Source organism: Actinocorallia libanotica (genome assembly GCF_039525175.1).
GTDB classification, from domain to species: Bacteria; Actinomycetota; Actinomycetes; order Streptosporangiales; family Streptosporangiaceae; genus Actinocorallia; species Actinocorallia libanotica.
Window position 1 is genome coordinate 361793 of the sequence record NZ_BAAAHH010000002.1, and the last position, 18059, is coordinate 379851.

Genomic DNA, 18059 nt, shown 5'->3' on the forward strand with positions numbered 1-18059 from the left:
ACCCGATGGGAGCCGACGACGGGTGGAGTCCAGGCGGGACAACGACAAGTGGAGTGGGAGAACCAACGAGAGACGGATCCAGATGGGGACGAGTAGGACCCAGGACGAGTAGGGCCAGATGGGAGCCGACGACGAGCAGGAGCCGACAGTGGGTGGGACCGACGGCGGACCGGAAGCGGGTGGGAACCGGCAGTGGGCGGGACCGGCAACGGATAGGAAGCGGGTGGAACCGGCAGTGGATGGGACCGGTAATGGTGGTGTGGGGCTTCCTGGTCAGTCGTTCTTGAAGGGTCTTCCTTCTGCTCTCTGCTCTTGAAGGGACTTCCTTCTTTGGAGGGGGATCAGCCTTCGGAGGGGGTCAGCCGGTCCATTGGCCTTGGGTGAAGGAGGCGACGAAGGCGGCGGCCAGGGGGAGGGAGAGGGCCAGGTAGAGGCCGAGGAACCAGCGGTGGCGGCTCATGAGGTGGCCCAGCAGGATCCAGAGGGGGAACCAGAGGAGGGTGGCACGGCCTATGGAGAGGTAGAAGCTGGAGGTCATGAACGCGGCGAGCTGGGTGGAGATGTAGACGGTCTCGGGCCACTGGCGGCGGTAGAGGAGCCAGAGGGTGAGGAGGACTCCGACGATGGCGGCGAAGATCTCGACGCGGAAGGAGTTGCTCCACTCGGTCTGGATGGTGAAGGCGTTGTACCAGGTGGTCTCGAAGGCCTCCCAGGGCCAGACCGTGTGGCGGTTCCAGCCCTGCTCCTGGGCGTGCTGCCAGGCCATGGGGTCGCCGGTGCGGTACCACTGGTAGCCCATGTAGGCGCCGATCGACAGGAACGGCGTGATCAGGTACGGGGCGTTGCGCCAGCCTCCGGGCGCCTTGCGGCCGTTCTCGCCGACGAGGAACTCCACGATGAGGCCCAGTGCCAGGAAGAGGCCGGTGATGCGGACCATCGAGGCGCCGGCGGCGCACAGCACCGCCAGTTCCCAGCGGCCCTTCTTCGCCAGCAGCCAGGCGGGGATGGCCAGCGCGAGGAAGAGCGCCTCGGAGTAGGCCGCGAACAGAAAGACCGCGCATGGGCTGGTGACGAGCGCCAGCACCGCGTAGAACCCCGGTCCCAGCCCTTTCCGCCCGCTCTTCTCACCGTTCTCGCCGTCGGCGCCGTCTCCGCCCGCCGATCCGGGCCGGGCCTCAGATTCGGACCGCTCCAGAACAGCGGTCCCGGCACCCTGCCCCTGCTTCCCTTTCCGCTCGGACGCACTCATGGCCGTCCTCGGTCCTTCTCTTCCCGGACCATTCGCCTCGGCCGCATGTGCCGGACCGTTCACCTCGGCCGCACGTTCACGGACGCCTTCCCCGGTCCGGCGTTCGGACCCGATCAGAGTGCCTCTTTCCGCTGCGGCCCCCCGCTCCACCCAGGCGGTCGCCTCGGCCAGGAGCGCCGTCTCGACCAACGGTTCTCCGCTCTGCGGCTCCTTCTCGCTCAGAGGGCGCGTTACGGCAAAAGAGCACTCCGCGTCTTGGGAGCACTCCGCAGGTTGCGAAGCCCGAAGAGCGGTGGCTTCCGCCGCGACCTCCTGGGATCGCGAAGCCTGTTCCCAAGAACCGCGAGCGGCGTCGGAGAAGTCGGTCCCAGCACCCTGAAGGGATTCGCCAGGCGGCACAACGTGCGGGTGAGAGAAAGGCGGGACGGGGTGGGATGAACCGACAAGACGAGGCGTGTCCTCAGAGCCGGGCGAGCCCTCGGCAAGGGAAGCGCCCCCGGAACGGGATCCGACCCCCGAACGGAAAGAGTCTGCGGAGCAGGTCGGGTCTACAGAACCAGGCGTGTCCTCAGAGCCGAATGAGCCCCCAGAACGGGATCCATCTCCAAGACGGGATCCATCTTCGGAGCGGGATCCGTCCTCGGAGCGAAGAGATTCCGCCGAGCGGGCTCTGTCTTCGGAACGAAGAGATTCTGCGGAGCGGGACAGGTCTGCAGGATGGGGTGAATTTGCGGACGAGGGTGGCTCAGCAGAACGGGGTGCGTCCTCGGAGTCGAGAGGGTTCCCGGAGCGGGGCGAATCCGAGTAGGGGGACGAAGCCGTGGAGTGGGACGGGGCCGCGGGCTGAGGTGTGCGGAGGGGACGGGGGGATCTCCGGGGGCGGGGAGGGGTGAAGAGGGCTGAGGGGGTGAGGGTGGTGAGGCGGGAGAGGGCAAGGGCGGCGAGGGGGCCCGCGAGGAAGGAGATGAGGAGGCCGGCGGCCCGGTAGTCGGTGACGATCTGGCCGACGAGGCGGATCGCGAGGGGGTAGCCGGGGAAGAAGGCGGGCCAGCTGTACGCCTCGTAGCGGCCGGGAGGGCCGCCGTCGTAGCCGTAGGTGGCCAGCCACCAGAAGCGGTCGGCGTCCCACTGGTTCCATCGGGTGAGGTAGTCCGGCCAGTCGCCGGCGTGGGGGATCACCCTGATCACGACGATGGAGAACCAGGCAGCCGCCAGGTAAGCGAACACCCAGGTCCCGAGCGCCGCACGGTCGGTGCGCTGAGGGATCAGGCTCTTCATACTGAGGCGTTCTACCACGTCCGTCCTGTGGCCTCGGTAATCGCTTCGGAGGCAGAGAAGGGGGAGGGCCCACACCAAACGTTCGTGTGGGCCCTCTTCAAGCTCCGATAAGGCGGTCGGGGCTCCGTGTCGACCATGGGTCGGCGGAAGATCACGGGCAAATCCCGCCACCATCGCGGACGGATCCGCCGCTACGGATGCTGCTGGTTCGGCCAGTTGGGGTCGTTGTCGTTGGGGTCCTCGCCCGCCGGGATGCCGTCGCCGTCGTTGTCGACGGGCTGGCCCGGGTTTCCGGGCTGCTGGTTCTGGCACGCGCCGTAGTCGGGGTGGACCATGCACCACCAGCCGGGAGGTGCGCCCTCGGTGCCGGGCGGCGGCTTGTTCGGGTCGCAGTTCAGCAGGTTGCCCTCGGTGCAGCCGGGCTGGTCCGCCGGGTTCTGCGGCTGGGGCTGGTCGTGCTCGTTACCGCACTGCCCCGCCAACTGCATGAGCGGGTTGCATTCCTTCTCGGTCTTCTTCGGCTTGGGCTTCGGCGAGTCGTATATCTCGGTCTGGCCCGAGTACGAGGTCGCCGGGAAGTCCTCGACTTCTTTGCCCGCCAGCGCCTTGTCCATGAAGGCCTTCCAGATGCCGGCCGCGTAGTCACCACCGTAGATGTCTCGCCCGATGTAGGGACTCAACGACTTGCTGTTCTGGTGGAAGACCGTCGCGGCGGCCGAGTACTGCGGGGTGTAACCGACGAACCAGGTCGCCGCGCCCTCGTCCGTCGTACCGGTCTTGCCGGCCGCGGGCTGGCTGGTGAGCCGAGCCCTGGTGCCGGTGCCCTGGGTGACCACCGCCCGCATCGCGACGGTCGCCTGAGCCGCCTGGTCCTCGGTCAGGATCTGCTTGCCGGGCTTGACCCAGGGCAGCTTGACCTCCTCCACCACCTTGCCGTCCACCTCTTTGACGATCTTGGTGATGATGTGCGGGGTGACGGCCCTGCCGCCGTTGGCGAAGGTGGCGTAACCCCCCGCCTGGTACATGGCGGAAACGTTGATCGTGCCGAGCGCGAGGCTGGCGTTCTTGTCCATGTCGTTCTCGAACGCGGACTTCGGGAGACCGAAGGACTGCGCCATCTCAACGACCTTCGGCAGGCCGAGCTTCAAAGCGAGCCGGATGAACGAGGAGTTGATCGACTGCTCGGTCGCCTTGACCAACGTGATGGCCTGGCCCTCGCTGTGCGTGCTCCGCATCCAGTAGCCGTTCGCGTGCTGGCCCTCGCACTGCTCCAGGGATCCCGCACCGGGAATGACGTCACCGGAGACCTTGTCCAGGCAGATCAGGCCGCGTCCTTCGATCATCGACTTGACGTTGATGTTCTGGGAGAGCGCGGTGGCCAGTACATAGGGCTTGAAGGAGGAGCCGATCTGCGGCCGCTCCACCAGGGCGGCGTCCGACTGCTCTTTCTTGGCGTTGCCTCCGTAGAAGGCGACGATCGCTCCGTTCTCCGGGTTCACCACCGTGAGACCGGAGCGGACCACCTTCGCCATCTCCTTGGATACCGGTTTGGGCGCCTGCTCCTTGACCGCCTGCTTGGCGTATCTCATCAGGTTCCGGTCGAGGCTGGTGAAGATCTTGTAGCCCCCGGTGTGCACCAGGTCCTCGTCGAAGTTCGGGATGTCCGCCAGCTCGACGTTGATCCGCTCTCGGATGTGGCTGGTCTGATCGTCCTCATTGGAGGTCCACACCCAGCTCTTCTCAGTCTTGGGGAACTTCAGCTTGTCCTTTTCGGCCTGGGTCAGCCAGCCCTCGGTGACCATTCCCCTGAGTACGTAGTCCCAGCGGAACAGCAATCCCTGGTATTTGCCGGAGTCCTCCGGGCATTGGGGGCCCACCCGCGTGCAGAAGTAGTACGGCTGCTGGATCATCGCCGCCAGCAGCGCGCCCTCGGCGACGGTGAGCTTGTCGACGTTCTTGTGGAAGTACGCGCGAGAGGCCGCCTGGATGCCGTCCGCCTGGCGTCCGAAGGGGATGGTGTTCAGGTACTTCTCGAGGATCACGTCCTTGGAGTACTTGTCCTCCATCTTCAGCGCGGCGAAGATCTCCTTGAACTTGCGGCCGATGCTGCGTTCGGTGCTCAGGTCGTTCAGGTAGTTGCGGGCGAGCTGCTGGGTGATCGTCGAGCCGCCCTGCACCTGGCCGCCGGTGGCCGTGTTGTACACCGCACGCATCAGACCACGCGGCGAAATGCCGGGCTCCGTCTCGAACTGCCGCTGCTCGGCCGCCATCACTGCCTGCCGCACGTGCAGAGGCACCTGGTCGAGTTTGACGTTCTCCCGGGCCTGGCCGACACGGAAGATCGGCTTGGCGTTCTTGTTGGCCCAGTAGACGTTCGAGCCTTGGTTCGTCGCTTCCTCTTTGGCGTCCTTGGCCAGGTCCGGGGTGTCCGTGGTGGCGTAGCCGACGCCCACCAGGGTCCCCGAGGCGACCAGGCCGAGGACGACGACGCCCGCGACGATCTTCCAGTTGGGGATGTACTTCTTCCAGCCCTCTTTCTTGGAGGGCTTCTTCCCGTCCCCGGAGGGGTCGTCCGTGATCGGGGCGCCGTCGAGCCGGGTCTGGTCGTCGTCGTAGCCGACCGCGCCGTTCACCGTGGTGGCCGCGTACCCCTGGCCGTCGGGCGAGGCGTAGAGGTCGTCGTACGGCTGGCCGTTCTGGTCGTACGGCTGGCCGTTCTGGTCGTACGACTCCCCCCCGGGGCCGTAGGCGCCACCCTGGTCGTAGGAGTCGTATCCGTTGCCGTACGCTGGGTGACCGTTCTGTCCGTGGTCGTCGTAAGGCGCGTCGTGGGAGGCGAACTGCGGCGTGCTGTTGCCGTACTCCGACTCGCGGTAGATCTCTTCACGGGCCTGCGGCGCCGGCCTGAACCAGTCATCCTCCGGTCCATTGCCGGGGGCTCCTTGGCCCGGCCCGTACGGCGGATTACTCACACGACCTCTCCCGGCTGGGGTGAGGGCCCCGGTCGGGACCCCCACGTCGGCGCTGCCGGTGCGGGGTGGGGGGTCGAGTGGCCCCAGCAGCGTCAGGTGTCTAGCGGCGCCATGGTACCGAGGGGAGCAACCTCCAGAGGGTGGGATGAGCCACACGGTTACGACATAGATGCCGTAATGGGGCATCTTGCGAAGTCGTGTCGCACTACGTATCTTGGCGATGTATCGAGCCGATACATTCGGACGATACATCTGGTGGAGATACCGCGGAGGGTGCCATGAGCGGCAAGAGGAGCGGCGTGCTCGAACTCGCCGTACTCGGGCTGCTCCATGAGTCCCCGATGCACGGGTACGAGCTGCGCAAGCAGCTCAACACCCTGCTCGGCATGTTCCGGGCGTTCTCCTACGGGACGCTCTACCCCTGCCTCAAGCAGCTCCTCAACCAGGGGCTGATCACCGAGGACGACCAGGAGGAGGCGCCCCCGGGGACGCTCCAGAGCAAGCGGGCGAAGATCGTTTACAAGCTCACGGCCGAAGGCAAGGAGCACCTGCAGAAGCTCCTGTCCGAAGCCGGACCGGCGGCGTGGGAGGACGAGGGCTTCGGTGTGCACTTCGCCTTCTTCGGCCAGACCCGGGCGGACGTGCGCCTGCGGATCCTCGAGGGCCGGCGCAGCCGGCTGGAGGAGCGCCTGGAGCACGTGCGCACCGCGTTCACCCGGACCCGGGAGCGGGTCGACAGCTACACCCTCGAGCTGCAGAACCACGGGCTCGAGTCGGTGGAGCGCGAAGTCCGGTGGCTCAACGAGCTGATCGGCCGGGAGCACGCGCAGGCGGCGGACCGGAGGTCCGAGCCGCGGCATGACGCAACAAAGGGCAATGACCTGGATGCCCCCTCTTAAGGGGCTTCCGTACCTACCAATGAGCCTGGGGATCGCATCAGACCCCCGTACAGGGTGAGAGAAAAGGAGCAACCGGATGGGTTCGGTGCGCGTAGCCATCGTTGGAGTGGGCAACTGCGCCTCTTCACTCGTCCAGGGTGTCGAGTTCTACAAGGACGCGGCGCCCGAGCAGCGGGTTCCCGGGCTGATGCACGTTCAGTTCGGCGACTACCACGTCGGTGACGTGGAGTTCGTCGCGGCGTTCGACGTCGATGCGAAGAAGGTCGGTCAGGACCTCGCGCACGCCATCCACGCCAGCGAGAACAACACGATCAAGTTCGCCGAGGTCCCGCCGACCGGCGTGACCGTGCAGCGCGGCCACACCTTCGACGGCCTGGGCGAGTACTACCTCGACATGGTCGAGGAGTCCGACGCCGAGCCGGTGGACGTCGTGCAGGCGCTGAAGGACGCTCAGGTGGACGTGCTGGTGTCCTACCTGCCCGTGGGTTCGGAGGAGGCCGACCGCTTCTACGCGCAGGCCTGCATCGACGCCAAGGTGGCGTTCGTGAACGCCCTGCCGGTGTTCATCGCCTCCGACCCCGAGTGGGCCAAGAAGTTCACCGACGCGGGTGTGCCGATCGTCGGCGACGACATCAAGTCCCAGGTCGGCGCGACGATCACCCACCGGGTGATGGCCAAGCTGTTCGAGGACCGGGGTGTGGAGCTGCTGCGCACGTACCAGCTCAACTTCGGCGGGAACATGGACTTCATGAACATGCTGGAGCGCAAGCGCCTGCAGTCCAAGAAGATCTCCAAGACCCAGTCGGTCACCTCGCAGATCCCGCACGAGATGGCCAAGGCCGACGTGCACATCGGCCCGTCGGACCACGTGCCGTGGCTGGACGACCGCAAGTGGGCCTACGTCCGCCTGGAGGGCAAGTCCTTCGGCGACACCCCGCTGAACCTGGAGTACAAGCTGGAGGTCTGGGACTCCCCGAACTCCGCCGGCGTGATCATCGACGCCGTCCGCGCCGCCAAGATCGCCAAGGACCGCGGTGTCGGCGGCCCGATCCTGTCGGCCAGCTCCTACTTCATGAAGTCCCCGCCGGAGCAGTACAACGACGACCAGGCCCGTGAGGCCGTCGAGGCGTTCATCCGCGGCGACGTCGAGCGGTAAAGAGCGGCGTCACACGGGAATCCCCGGGCGGAGTGCCGCCTGGGGATTCCGTGTTTTCCGGGGCGTATGGTGTCTGACGTGGGAATACGTGACGTCTGGCGAGAACGGGACTTCCGCCGCCTCTACGCCACCCGGCTCACGTCCCAGTTCGCCGACGGCATGGTCCAGATCGCGCTCGGCGGCTACATCTTCTTCGCCCCCGAGCAGCAGACGACCGCCGCCAAGGCGGCCGTGGCCTTCGCCGTCCTGCTGCTGCCCTACTCGGTGCTCGGCCCCTTCACCGGCGTCCTCCTGGACCGCTGGCGGCGCCGCCAGGTCCTGGTGTACACCCCGCTGGCGCGGGCGGCGTGCGTCCTGGCGATGGCCGGCCTGATGCTGCTGGGCACCGACGCCTTCCTCGCCGCCGCGCTGGTAGTCCTGGGGATCAACCGCTTCTTCCTCGCCGCGCTGCCCGCCGCGCTCCCGCACGTGGTGCGCGAGGAGGACCTCCTGCTGGCCAACACCGTCTCGGTGACGTCGGGGACGATCGCCTCGTTCGCCGGCGCGGGCGTGGGCTTCGTCGTCCAGCTCGCGGGCGCGCAGGCGGCGCTGCTCGCGGCGGTCTGCTGCTATCTGGCGACCTCCCTGGTGGCCCGCACCCTGCCGCTGGACGGGCTGGGCCCCGGCGAGCGGCAGCGCGGGTCCGTGCGGAACGTCGTCGTCGGCATGATCGCCGGGGTCCGGCATGTCGCCCGGCGCCGACCCGCGGCGCTGGCGCTGGGCACGATCGCCCTCTACCGCTTCCTGTACGGGCTGTGGCTGATCATGACGCTGCTGCTGTACCGCAACCACTTCCCCTCGGGCTTCGGGGGAGTCGCGGTGATCACGGCGGTCTCCGGCATCGGCTACTTCGCCGGCGCGGTGATCACGCCTCCGGTGACCCGCGTGATCGGCAAGACCTTGTGGATCACGATCCTGCTGGCCACCGCCGCGGCCGGGCTGCTGTTCCTGGCCGTCCCGTTCCGCGAGCCGCTCTACGTGGCGGGCGGCTTCGTGCTGGGTGTGGCCGCCCAGGGCATCAAGGTCTGCGTCGACACGATCGTGCAGCAGTCCGTGGACGACGAGTTCCGCGGCCGTGTCTTCGCGGCCTACGACATGCTCTTCAACGCCGCCTTCGTGGCGGCCGCCTGCGTCGCCGCCGCGGTGCTCCCCCCGGACGGCCTGTCATACGCCGTCCTGGGCTTTGTGATCGTCGCCTACCTGCTGGGCGCGGCGGGGTACTACGCGCTGGCCTCGCGGTGGCGCACGCCCTGAGTCAGCTCACCGTACGGACGGCGCCCGCGTTGAGGCCGCTGCCCGCGTAGCGGATCTGGAGCTTGCCGGAGCGCTTCTTGAAGGAGTAGCGGCCCTTCCCGTCCGTCACGTCCGCGGTGACGTACGTCCAGGAGCCGTCCCAGCGGTACAGGCGCACCTTCTGCCCGGCGTACGCGGTGTACCTCCCCTTGGCGTTCATCTTGCGCAGGACACCGGAGACGCCGCTGCCACGCGACTGGGAATCGGCGGTGGAAAGGGTCGTCCGGCGCTTCACGGTGAAGTGGACGGTCCCGCCCTTGCTCGTCCTTCCGGCGTTGTCGCGCATGGTGAGGACCGCCTTCCAGCGCCCGAAGCCTTCGGAGCGGTGGAACTTGTACTCGCCTTCCCAGATCCCCGGCCGGTTGCGGATCTGCAGGTCGACCAGGGCGCGGTCGCCATTGGGGCCGTAGATGTAGAGGTCCATGGCGCGGACCGACGCGGGCACGTCGGCGGCTGCGAAGGTGGCGTAGGTGCCCGTGCCGGGGCCGACGACCACGGATCCCGGCGGGCGAAGGTCGACGGTCGGCGCCGCCGCGGCGGGCTGGGCGGCACCGAGGAGCAGCGCGGCGGACAGGGTGAGGGCTGCTGCGAGACGCACGGCGGACTCCAAGGGGACGGGGGATGCCACGAACGCGCGATCAAAGTAATGCTGACAAAGCGTCTACTTACGCGTTCCCGCAGGTGAGACAGCTCACGTACCGCCCATAAGCGGATAATTACCCAGGTCAGCTACTCATAGGTAACACAGATCACTGGCGTACCGTGTGCAGGTATGACCCCTGAGGAGCTGCTGGCCTTCGACCGCGAACACGTCTGGCATCCCTACGCCCCCATGCCCGCGCAGATCCCCGTCCACCCCGTGGTCTCGGCCCGCGGCGTCCGCCTCACCCTCGCCGACGGCACGGAGCTCGTGGACGGCATGTCCTCGTGGTGGGCGGCCATCCACGGCTACGGCCACCCCGTGCTCGACGCCGCGGTCACCGACCAGCTCGGCCGCATGGCGCACGTCATGTTCGGCGGCCTCACCCACCCGCCCGCCGTCGAGCTCGCCGCGGCGCTCCTCGACCTGGCGCCCGCGGGCCTGACCAAGGTCTTCTTCGCCGACTCCGGCTCGGTGTCCGTCGAGGTCGCCATCAAGATGGCGCTCCAGTACTGGCGCGCCCAGGGGATCAACCGCCCGCGCCTGCTGACGGTGCGCGGCGGCTACCACGGCGACACCTTCGGCGACATGGCCGTCTGCGACCCGGAGAACGGGATGCACCACCTGTTCACCGACGTCCTGGCCTCGCACGTCTTCGCCCCCGAGCCCCCGCCCGGCCCCGACGAGGCGTACGTCCGCGGCCTGGAGCGGCTCGTCGCCGAGCACGCCGGCGAACTGGCGGCGATCATCGCCGAGCCGATCGTGCAGGGCGCGGGCGGCATGCGCTTCTACGACCCGTCCCACCTGCGGGCGCTGCGCGGCCTCGCCGACGAGCACGGCCTCCTGCTGATCCTCGACGAGATCGCCACCGGGTTCGGCCGCACGGGCGAGCTGTGGGGCGCCGACCACGCCGGTGTCGTGCCCGACATCATGTGCGTCGGCAAGGCCCTCACCGGCGGCTACCTCAGCATGGCCGCCACCCTGTGCACCGACCGCGTCGCCGCGGGACTCAGCGCCTCCGGCGGGACCCCGCTGATGCACGGCCCCACGTTCATGGCCAACCCGCTGTCCGCCGCCGTGGCGGGCGCCTCGCTGCGGCTACTGGCCGAACGCGACTGGCGCACCGAGGTCAAGGCGATCGAGGCCGGGCTGGCGGCCGGCCTCGAAGGCGTGCGGGGCATGCCCGGCGTCGCCGACGTGCGGGTCAAGGGGGCGATCGGCGTCGTCCAGACCAGCGTCCCCCTCGACCAGCGGGCCGTCCAGGAGGCGGTCATGGCGCACGGCGTGTGGCTGCGGCCCTTCCGCGACCTGATCTACACCATGCCGCCCTACATCAGCACCCCGGACGACATCGAGCGGATCACCACCGCGATGACGGCGGCGGCCCGCACCCTGGCCTGACGGCCCGCGGACGGCCCGACGGCCCGCGGCCCGGCCTAGCCCTGCCGCTGGAGCAGGCCCTCCTCGCGCGCCCAGGCCAGGAGGGCCTCGCGCGCCGCGTCCTTGCCGATCGGCCCCTGGTCCAGCCGCAGCTCCAGCAGGAACTTGTAGGCCCTGCCGACCAGCGGCCCCGGCGTGATCCCCAGCGCCTCCTGGATCTCGTCGCCGTTCAGCTCCGGCCGGATCCTCCCGAGCTCCTCCTCGGCCGCCAGCCGGGCGATCCGCTCCTCCAGCGTGTCGTAGGTGCGGGCCAGCCGGTCGGCCTTGCGCTTGTTGCGGGTCGTGCAGTCGGCGCGGGTGAGCTTGTGCAGGCGCGGCAGAAGGTGCCCGGCGTCCCGGACGTAGCGGCGCACCGCGGAGTCCGTCCACTCGCCGTCGCCGTACCCGTGGAAGCGCAGGTGCAGCTCCACCAGCCGTGAGACGTCCGCGATGACGTCCTTGGGGTACTTCAGCGCGGCCAGCCGCTTGCGCGTCATCTTGGCGCCCACCAGCTCGTGGTGGTGGAAGGAGACGCGGCCGCCCGGCAGGTGCGCCCGCGTCCGCGGCTTGCCGATGTCGTGCAGCAGCGCCGCCAGGCGCAGGACGAGGTCGGGCCCGTCCTCCTCCTGGGCGATCGCCTGGTCCAGCACGATCATCGAGTGCTCGTAGACGTCCTTGTGCCGGTGGTGCTCGTCGATCTCCAGCCGCAGCGCGGGCAGCTCGGGCAGCACGTACCGGGCCAGGCCCGAGACGTCCAGGACGGACAGGCCCGCCCGCGGGTACCTGCCGCACAGCAGCTTGGACAGCTCCACCTGCACCCGCTCGGCCGAGACGATCTCGATGCGGCCGGCCATCTCCCGCATCGCCTTCATGACGGCCGGATCGACGGTGAAGCCCAGCTGGGAGACGAACCGGGCGGCGCGCAGCATGCGCAGCGGGTCGTCGCTGAAGGAGTCCTCCGGGGAACCGGGGGTGCGCAGCACCTTCTCCTTCAGGTCGCGCAGGCCGCCGAACGGGTCGACGAACTCCCGGCCGGGCAGGCGCGCGGCCATCGCGTTGACCGCGAAGTCGCGGCGCCGCAGGTCCGCCTCCAGCGAGGTGCCGTAGGAGACCTCGGGCTTGCGGGACCTGGGGTCGTAGGTCTCGCTGCGGTAGGTCGTGACCTCCAGCTTCTGGTCGCCCTTGCGCAGCCCGACCGTGCCGAACTCGATGCCGATCGTCCACACCGCGTCGGCCCACCCGTCGACCAGCTCCAGGATGCGCTCCGGCGGGGCGTCGGTGGTGAAGTCGAAGTCGGTCACCGGCCGTTGGAGGAGCGCGTCCCTGACGGGGCCTCCGACGATGGCGAGCTCGTGACCGGCGGCGGCGAAAAGCCGCCCGAGCTCCTCGGCCTCGGCGGGCACCACCCGTCCCAGCAGTTCGGCCAGGGCCCTGCGCTGTTCCTCATTCGACACGACCACCAAGGGTAAGCGTTCACGAGAAAGCCGCAAAACAAGTATTCACCCGCTGCGACGCGGGCATCACCGTCCGCGAGAGACCTGTGAGCAGGCCGGTCAAGGGAGGCGGAGTCCGGTCTTTCACCCCCGGAAGCACACTACGATCGACCGCGTGGCAGCGCGGTGGGAGAAGTACCAGTGAAGGCGCGTTTCACGGCTGCCCTCGGAGCGCTCGTCTTGCTCTTCACGGCCACGGCCTTCCTCCCGGGCATGACTTCGGCGGTCGCGGCCGCCCGGCGCCAGGGGACCGTGACGGCCGTCCTGGAGAACATCAAGCCGTCGATCATCGTGGCGAAGACCAAGAAGCTGACCGTCCAGGCGAAGATCACCAATGAGACCGGCCGCGCGCTCTCCGGCCTCACGGCTCAGCTGCAGTACGGCGACGCGTTCACCACCCGCAGCCAGCTCGACTACTTCTCCCGCAGCGAGACCGAGGAATCCGTCCCCCATGTCCTGAAGTCCAGCGATCCCTTCGACCTCGCTCCGGGTGCGGCCAAGACGGTGACCCTCTCGGGGGACGCCGCGAACGTCCTCTCCCGCGGCTCCGGGCCGCTCTCCGTCCACCCGCTGGCCGTGACGGTGTCCTCGGCCGCCACCGGGCGTCTCGCGGGCGTGCACACCTACGTCAACCACGTCGCCAAGGACATCAAGAAGAGCGGCGTCCAGCCCACCCGCGTCTCCTTCGTCTGGCCGCTCATCGACGGCCCGCACCGCACCACCGAGGACAGGTTCTACGACGACGGCCTCGCCCCGTCCCTCGCCTCCGGCAGCCGGAAGAGCCGGCTGAACGATCTGCTCTCCGCGCTGGGCTCCGCGGACAAGTCCGTCACCCTGGCGATCGACCCCGGCCTCCTCACCGACGTGGCGGCGATGCAGAAGCCCTACCGGATACGCAGGCAGGAGGAGGAGAAGCCCGGGAACAAGGACGCCTCGGCCTGGCTCGGGAAGCTCAGGACGTATCTGAAGAACCCGAAGAGCAAGTTCTTCCTGACGCCCTACAGCGACGTCGACACCGTCGCCCTGGTCAACAAGCGGCTCGCCAGCGGCCAGAGCAGCCTCCTGAAGGCCGCGTACGCCGACAAGAAGCTCGGCCTCGACGTCCTGGAGAAGGACGCCGAGTCATACTCGCGCCTCGCCTGGACCAACAGCGGGGCCATCAACCAGAAGACGATCGACCGCCTCGCCGCCAACGGGAAGCTCGGCAGCAGCTACTTCCTGCTCAGCAGCAACCAGCTGATGCCGGGCACCGGCATCACCTACACGCCCAGCGCCGCGACCACCGTCGACACGTCCAAGGGCAGGCAGAAGACGGCCATCGCCTACGACGACACCATCCAGCAGATCATCAGCGCCGACACCCGCTCCCCGGGGGCGGCCCTCGCCGCCCGGCAGCGGTACCTGGCCGAGACCGCGATGATCACCACGGAGGCGCCCAGCAAGAGCCGCACCCTGGTCGTCACCCCCGACCGGCGCTGGAACCCCGATCCGGACTTCGCCAGGAGCCTGCTGGCCAAGGACGCCCGGAGCGGCTGGCTCCAGCCCACCGCCCTCGGGGACGTCGCCGCGCCCAAGAACCGCACCTCCGAGCGCACCTTCGTCACCTACGCCGACGAGGAACGCGAGCTCACCGGGCACTACCTGGAGGTCGTGAAGGCGATGAACAAGACCGCCTACGCCTTCTCCAAGATCTTCCCCGAGCCCGACACCTCGCTCCAGCGGACGGCCATGCGGGCCGCCTCCAACTACTGGCGGGGCAACAGCAGGCGCCAGAACGCCGCCTACGCCTTCCTGGGGGCGGCCGAGGACGACCACAAGGCCGGGGTCAGCCGGGTCAGCCTGGTCCAGGGGACGGAGAAGCAGCTCGCGGGCTCCTCCGGTGTGCTGAGATTCACCATCGCGAACGAGTTCCCCGAGGGCAGCGGGCCGGTCGACGTCTTCATCGAGATCTTCACCTACCCCGCGGGCCGGCTGGTCTTCCCCGACGAGAACGAGGAGGACCAGGAGAGCTACATGCTGGAGCGCCGGATCGAGGGCAACCAGAAGGACACCCTCCTGGTGCCGGTCAAGCTCCCCACCGGCAGCTCGTTCACCAACGAGGTCGAGGTCGTCGTCAAGATCTCCAACCGGGAGCGCGAGGAGATCAGCGCCCAGAGCGTCTTCGTGAAAACGACCGGGATCTCCTCGATCGGACTCTTCATCACCGTTGGTGCCCTCGGCGTGCTGGTCGTCGGCGTAGGCTTCCGTGGGATGCGCGCGCGGCGGCGGCGCAAGGAGGAGGAAGCACAGCATGACGGAGCAGCGGTCTGAGGAGCGGAGCGGGGGCGCGGCCGCGAGCCTGATGCGCTCGGGCGCCCTCATGGCCCTGGGCACCATCGCCTCCCGGATCACCGGGTTCGTCCGCAGCGCGGTGATCATCATCGCGCTGGGCAACGGCGTCCTCGGGTCGATCTACAACCTCTCCAACACCATCCCGAACATCCTCTACGACCTGCTGTTCGGCGGCATCCTCACCTCGGTGATCGTCCCGCTGATCGTGCAGGCCAAGAAGCGGGACGCCGCGTACGGCAAGGCCTACGAGCAGCGGTTCTTCACCATCGCGCTGGTCGGGCTCGGCGTGCTCACCGTGCTGGCGGTGCTGGCCGCGCCGCTCATCATGCGCGCCTACGGCGGATCCGAGCTCCAGGGCGACGACCTGCGGCTGGCCGTCCTGTTCGCGATGTTCTTCCTCCCGCAGATCTTCTTCTACGGCGTGGGCGCCTTCGCCGGGGCGATCCTCAACACCCGCGACTCCTTCGCCGCCCCGATGTGGGCGCCGGTCCTCAACAACTTCGTCGTCATCGGCGTCGGCGTGGCGTTCCTGCTGATCCAGGACGGGGGCAAGCCCGACGCCTCCAACCTCAGCGGCGCCGAGTTCTGGCTGCTGGCGGCCGGCACCACCGGCGGCATCGTGCTGCAGACGATCGTGCTGTGGCCCGCGCTGCGCCGCACGGGCTTCCGCTGGCGCCCCCGGCTGGACTTCCAGAAGGGCGAGCTCGGCCAGGTCGGCCGCACCGCCGCCTGGTCGCTGCTGTACGTCCTGCTGCTGCAGGTCGGCTTCCTGCTCATCACGCGGTTCACCAACGACGCGGGCTTCCAGGCCAAGGCCGAGGGGCTGGGCGAGGCGTACGGCTACGCGTCCTACTCCACGGCGTACCAGTTCTTCCAGCTGCCCTACGCGATCGTCGCGGTCTCGGTGATCACCGCGCTGCTGCCCCGGATGAGCGGCCACGCCGCCGAGGGCAAGACCGACCTCGTCCGCGACGACTTCTCCTCCGGGCTGCGGCTGTCGTCCGTCCTGGTCATCCCCGGCGCGGCCCTGATGCTCGTCCTGGCCCCCGACATCGTCAACGCGCTGTTCGCCCACGGCAACACCAGCGCCGCCGACGCCGCGGTCATCGGGCGGATCATGCAGGTGTTCGCCGTCGCGCTGGTGCCGTTCTCGATCTACCAGCTGATGCTGCGCGTCTTCTACGCCTACCGGGACACCCGGACGCCCGCGCTGATCGCCTTCGCGACCGTCGCCGTCAACGTCGGCACCGCCTACCTGGCCACCCGCGCCCTGCCGACCGAGGACGTCGTCGTCGGCATCGCCGGGGCCTTCGTGGTCACCAACTCGGTCGGCGTCGTCCTGTGCGGGATCATCATGCGCCGGCGGCTGGGGCGGATCGACGCTGGCCGGATCATCGCCTCTCATGTCAAGATGCTGGCTGCCGCGGGTCCGCTCGCGGCCTTCGCGCTCGGCTGTCATGTGGCGCTGGAGAAATGGGCCGGAACCGGCCTTCTGTCTTCTCTGGCGGCACTCGTCCTCGGTGGTCTGGGAGGTGGCATCCTGTACGTCGCCGCCGCCCGCGTCCTCCGCATACCGGAGGTGGAGACCATGACGAGGACGCTCGGCGCCCGGATCCCCGGTCTGCGCTAGAACCCTCTTTCCCTACTACGATGTCAGGCACCATGGGATTCGTTGATGTGCGGCGGGAATGCGACGGGAACAGTCATGAGCACCTCCGTCATTGAGCCCGGGACCAGGCTCGCCGGCCGCTACCGCCTCGAGGAGAAGGTCAGCGAGGCGGACGGCTCCACGCTGTGGAAGGCGATCGACGAGATCCTCGCGCGGGCCGTCGCCGTGCGCACCTTCGAGCCCGGGTTCCCCCGCGCCGCCGAGGTCGTCACCGCCGCGCGCACCGCGTCCCGGCTCACCGACCCCCGCCTCACCCAGGTCTTCGACGCCGACAACGACGGCGAGCTCGCCTATGTGATCAGCGAGTGGGTCAGCGGTGAGACGCTCGAGGAGATGATCGCCTCCGGCGGCCCGCTGGCGCCCGGCCGCGCCGCGCGGTTCGTCTCCGAGGCCGCCGAGGCGCTGGCCGCCGCGCACAAGGCGGGCATGTCCCACCTGTGCCTCACCGCCCGCCACCTGGTCTGGACGACGGGCGGCACCGTCAAGCTCACCGGTCTGGGCGTCGAGGCGGTGCTGTGCGGCGTCAATTCCACCGAGCCCGCCCGGCTGGACGCGCTCGGCCTCGGCCAGATGCTCTACGCCGCGCTGACCGGCCACTGGCCCGGCGGCGCGGACGAGTCCTCGCTGCCGCCCGCGCCCGAGCAGAACGGCGACCACGTGCCGCCGCGCGAGCTGCGCGAGGAGGTGCCCGCCGCGGTCGACGAGATCGTCCGCCGGGCGATGGAGATCGGCGCGCCGGAAGAGCCGCTGACCACGCCCGCCCAGGTCGCCGCCGCGCTCGCCAAGGTGCCGCGCACCCCGCTGCCGCTCTTCGCCGGGCTGCAGTCCGGGCCGCCGCCCGCCGTGATCGACCGGCCGCGGCGCACCGAGGCCCCGGCCAAGACGGTGCCCCAGCCGCGGCCCCCCGCCCCGACCCGGCCCACCGCCGCGCCGCAACCCGCCGCGCAGATGGCGCAGCCGGCCCCGCCGGCGACCTCCTCGCCGTCCACCCCCGCCGTCACCCCCGCCGACCAGAAGATCAACCGGCCGCTGGTCGCCGTCGCGGCCGCGGTCGCCGCCATCGTCATCGGCGTCGCCGCCTGGCAGTTCACCGGGGGCAAGAAGGACGGCAACGGCGATCCGGGACAGGGGGTCCAGCCCACCGAGGCCGCGGTCGTGCCCAGCACCAAGAAGCTGTCGATCAACCACGCCCGGGGCATTCTCGAGCTGACCGGCAACGGCAACGCCGACAGCAAGGTCGAGGCCACCGCGCACTTCATCAAGGACAAGAAGAACGGTACGTACTTCGAGACCGATCGCTACCGGGCTCCGTACGCCACCCAGTTCGGCAACTACCTGAAGGGCATGGGCGTCGTCCTCGACCTGGGCGCCTCCAAGCAGGTCAGCAAGGTGGTCCTGCACTCGCCTCCGACGAGCATGGGTGCCAACTTCAAGGTCTACGTGGGCGACAGCGAGGACCGGTCCCAGTCGGTCCAGTTCGGTTCCACGGCGCTCGGCTCCGGCAGCACCGAGGTCTCCGGAACCGGTACCGGACGCTATGTGATCATCTGGTTCACTACGTCTCCGCAGTCGGGGCGGGTCCAGGTCGGTGAGGCCTCGGTACACGGGACGGAGTGATGCC

At 69.0% G+C, this 18059-nt stretch carries 11 protein-coding genes; 7 read left to right on the top strand and 4 right to left on the bottom strand.

The genetic code is table 11. The features are described from left to right. Positions 1-358: 358 nt before the first annotated feature. Positions 359-1249 carry a hypothetical protein gene (locus ABD140_RS04835; protein WP_344237105.1) on the bottom strand — a complete coding sequence of 297 codons (891 nt, stop codon included), beginning with the start codon at positions 1247-1249 and terminating at the stop codon, positions 359-361. Positions 1250-2718: 1469 nt separating this feature from the next. Then, a complete protein-coding gene (locus ABD140_RS04840) occupies positions 2719-5499 on the bottom strand; it encodes a transglycosylase domain-containing protein (protein WP_344237107.1) in 2781 nt (926 codons plus the stop codon). A 278-nt stretch (positions 5500-5777) separates the two neighbouring features. On the opposite strand from ABD140_RS04840, the gene ABD140_RS04845 reads away from it, so the two are divergent. From ABD140_RS04845 to ABD140_RS04855, 3 genes are all read left to right on the top strand, one after another. Continuing rightward, positions 5778-6398, top strand: coding sequence for a PadR family transcriptional regulator (locus ABD140_RS04845; protein ID WP_344237108.1), 621 nt, complete (start codon positions 5778-5780; stop codon positions 6396-6398). A gap of 76 nt (positions 6399-6474) precedes the next feature. Next, positions 6475-7554: an inositol-3-phosphate synthase gene (locus tag ABD140_RS04850; protein ID WP_344237110.1), complete on the top strand. Its 1080-nt coding sequence runs from the start codon at positions 6475-6477 to the stop codon at positions 7552-7554. A 78-nt stretch (positions 7555-7632) separates the two neighbouring features. Further along, entirely contained in the window at positions 7633-8847 is a 1215-nt protein-coding gene (locus tag ABD140_RS04855; protein WP_344237112.1) for an MFS transporter, read from the top strand. Position 8848: 1 nt separating this feature from the next. Here the strand turns inward: ABD140_RS04855 and ABD140_RS04860 are convergent, their stop codons facing one another. After that, positions 8849-9484, bottom strand: a complete 636-nt coding sequence (locus ABD140_RS04860) for a hypothetical protein (RefSeq protein WP_344237114.1) — start codon at positions 9482-9484, stop codon at positions 8849-8851. A 174-nt stretch (positions 9485-9658) separates the two neighbouring features. Here ABD140_RS04860 and ABD140_RS04865 point away from each other — a divergent pair, with 174 nt between their 5' ends. Next, the gene (locus ABD140_RS04865) at positions 9659-10927 is read left to right on the top strand and encodes an adenosylmethionine--8-amino-7-oxononanoate transaminase (RefSeq protein ID WP_344237116.1); all 1269 of its coding nucleotides are present in this window, start codon (positions 9659-9661) and stop codon (positions 10925-10927) included. Between the two features lie 35 nt (positions 10928-10962). Here the strand turns inward: ABD140_RS04865 and ABD140_RS04870 are convergent, their stop codons facing one another. Then, positions 10963-12399, bottom strand: coding sequence for a CCA tRNA nucleotidyltransferase (locus tag ABD140_RS04870; RefSeq protein ID WP_425544078.1), 1437 nt, complete (start codon positions 12397-12399; stop codon positions 10963-10965). Positions 12400-12579: 180 nt separating this feature from the next. Between ABD140_RS04870 and ABD140_RS04875 the strand changes: the two genes are divergently transcribed. From ABD140_RS04875 to ABD140_RS04885, 3 genes are all read left to right on the top strand, one after another. Continuing rightward, entirely contained in the window at positions 12580-14748 is a 2169-nt protein-coding gene (locus tag ABD140_RS04875) for a DUF6049 family protein (RefSeq protein ID WP_344237120.1), read from the top strand. Next, positions 14729-16399, top strand: a complete 1671-nt coding sequence (gene murJ, locus ABD140_RS04880) for a murein biosynthesis integral membrane protein MurJ (protein ID WP_344237122.1) — start codon at positions 14729-14731, stop codon at positions 16397-16399. Before ABD140_RS04875 ends, murJ begins: the two co-directional genes overlap by 20 nt. A 75-nt stretch (positions 16400-16474) precedes the next feature. Then, positions 16475-18055: a protein kinase family protein gene (locus ABD140_RS04885; RefSeq protein ID WP_344237124.1), complete on the top strand. Its 1581-nt coding sequence runs from the start codon at positions 16475-16477 to the stop codon at positions 18053-18055. Positions 18056-18059: the final 4 nt, after the last annotated feature.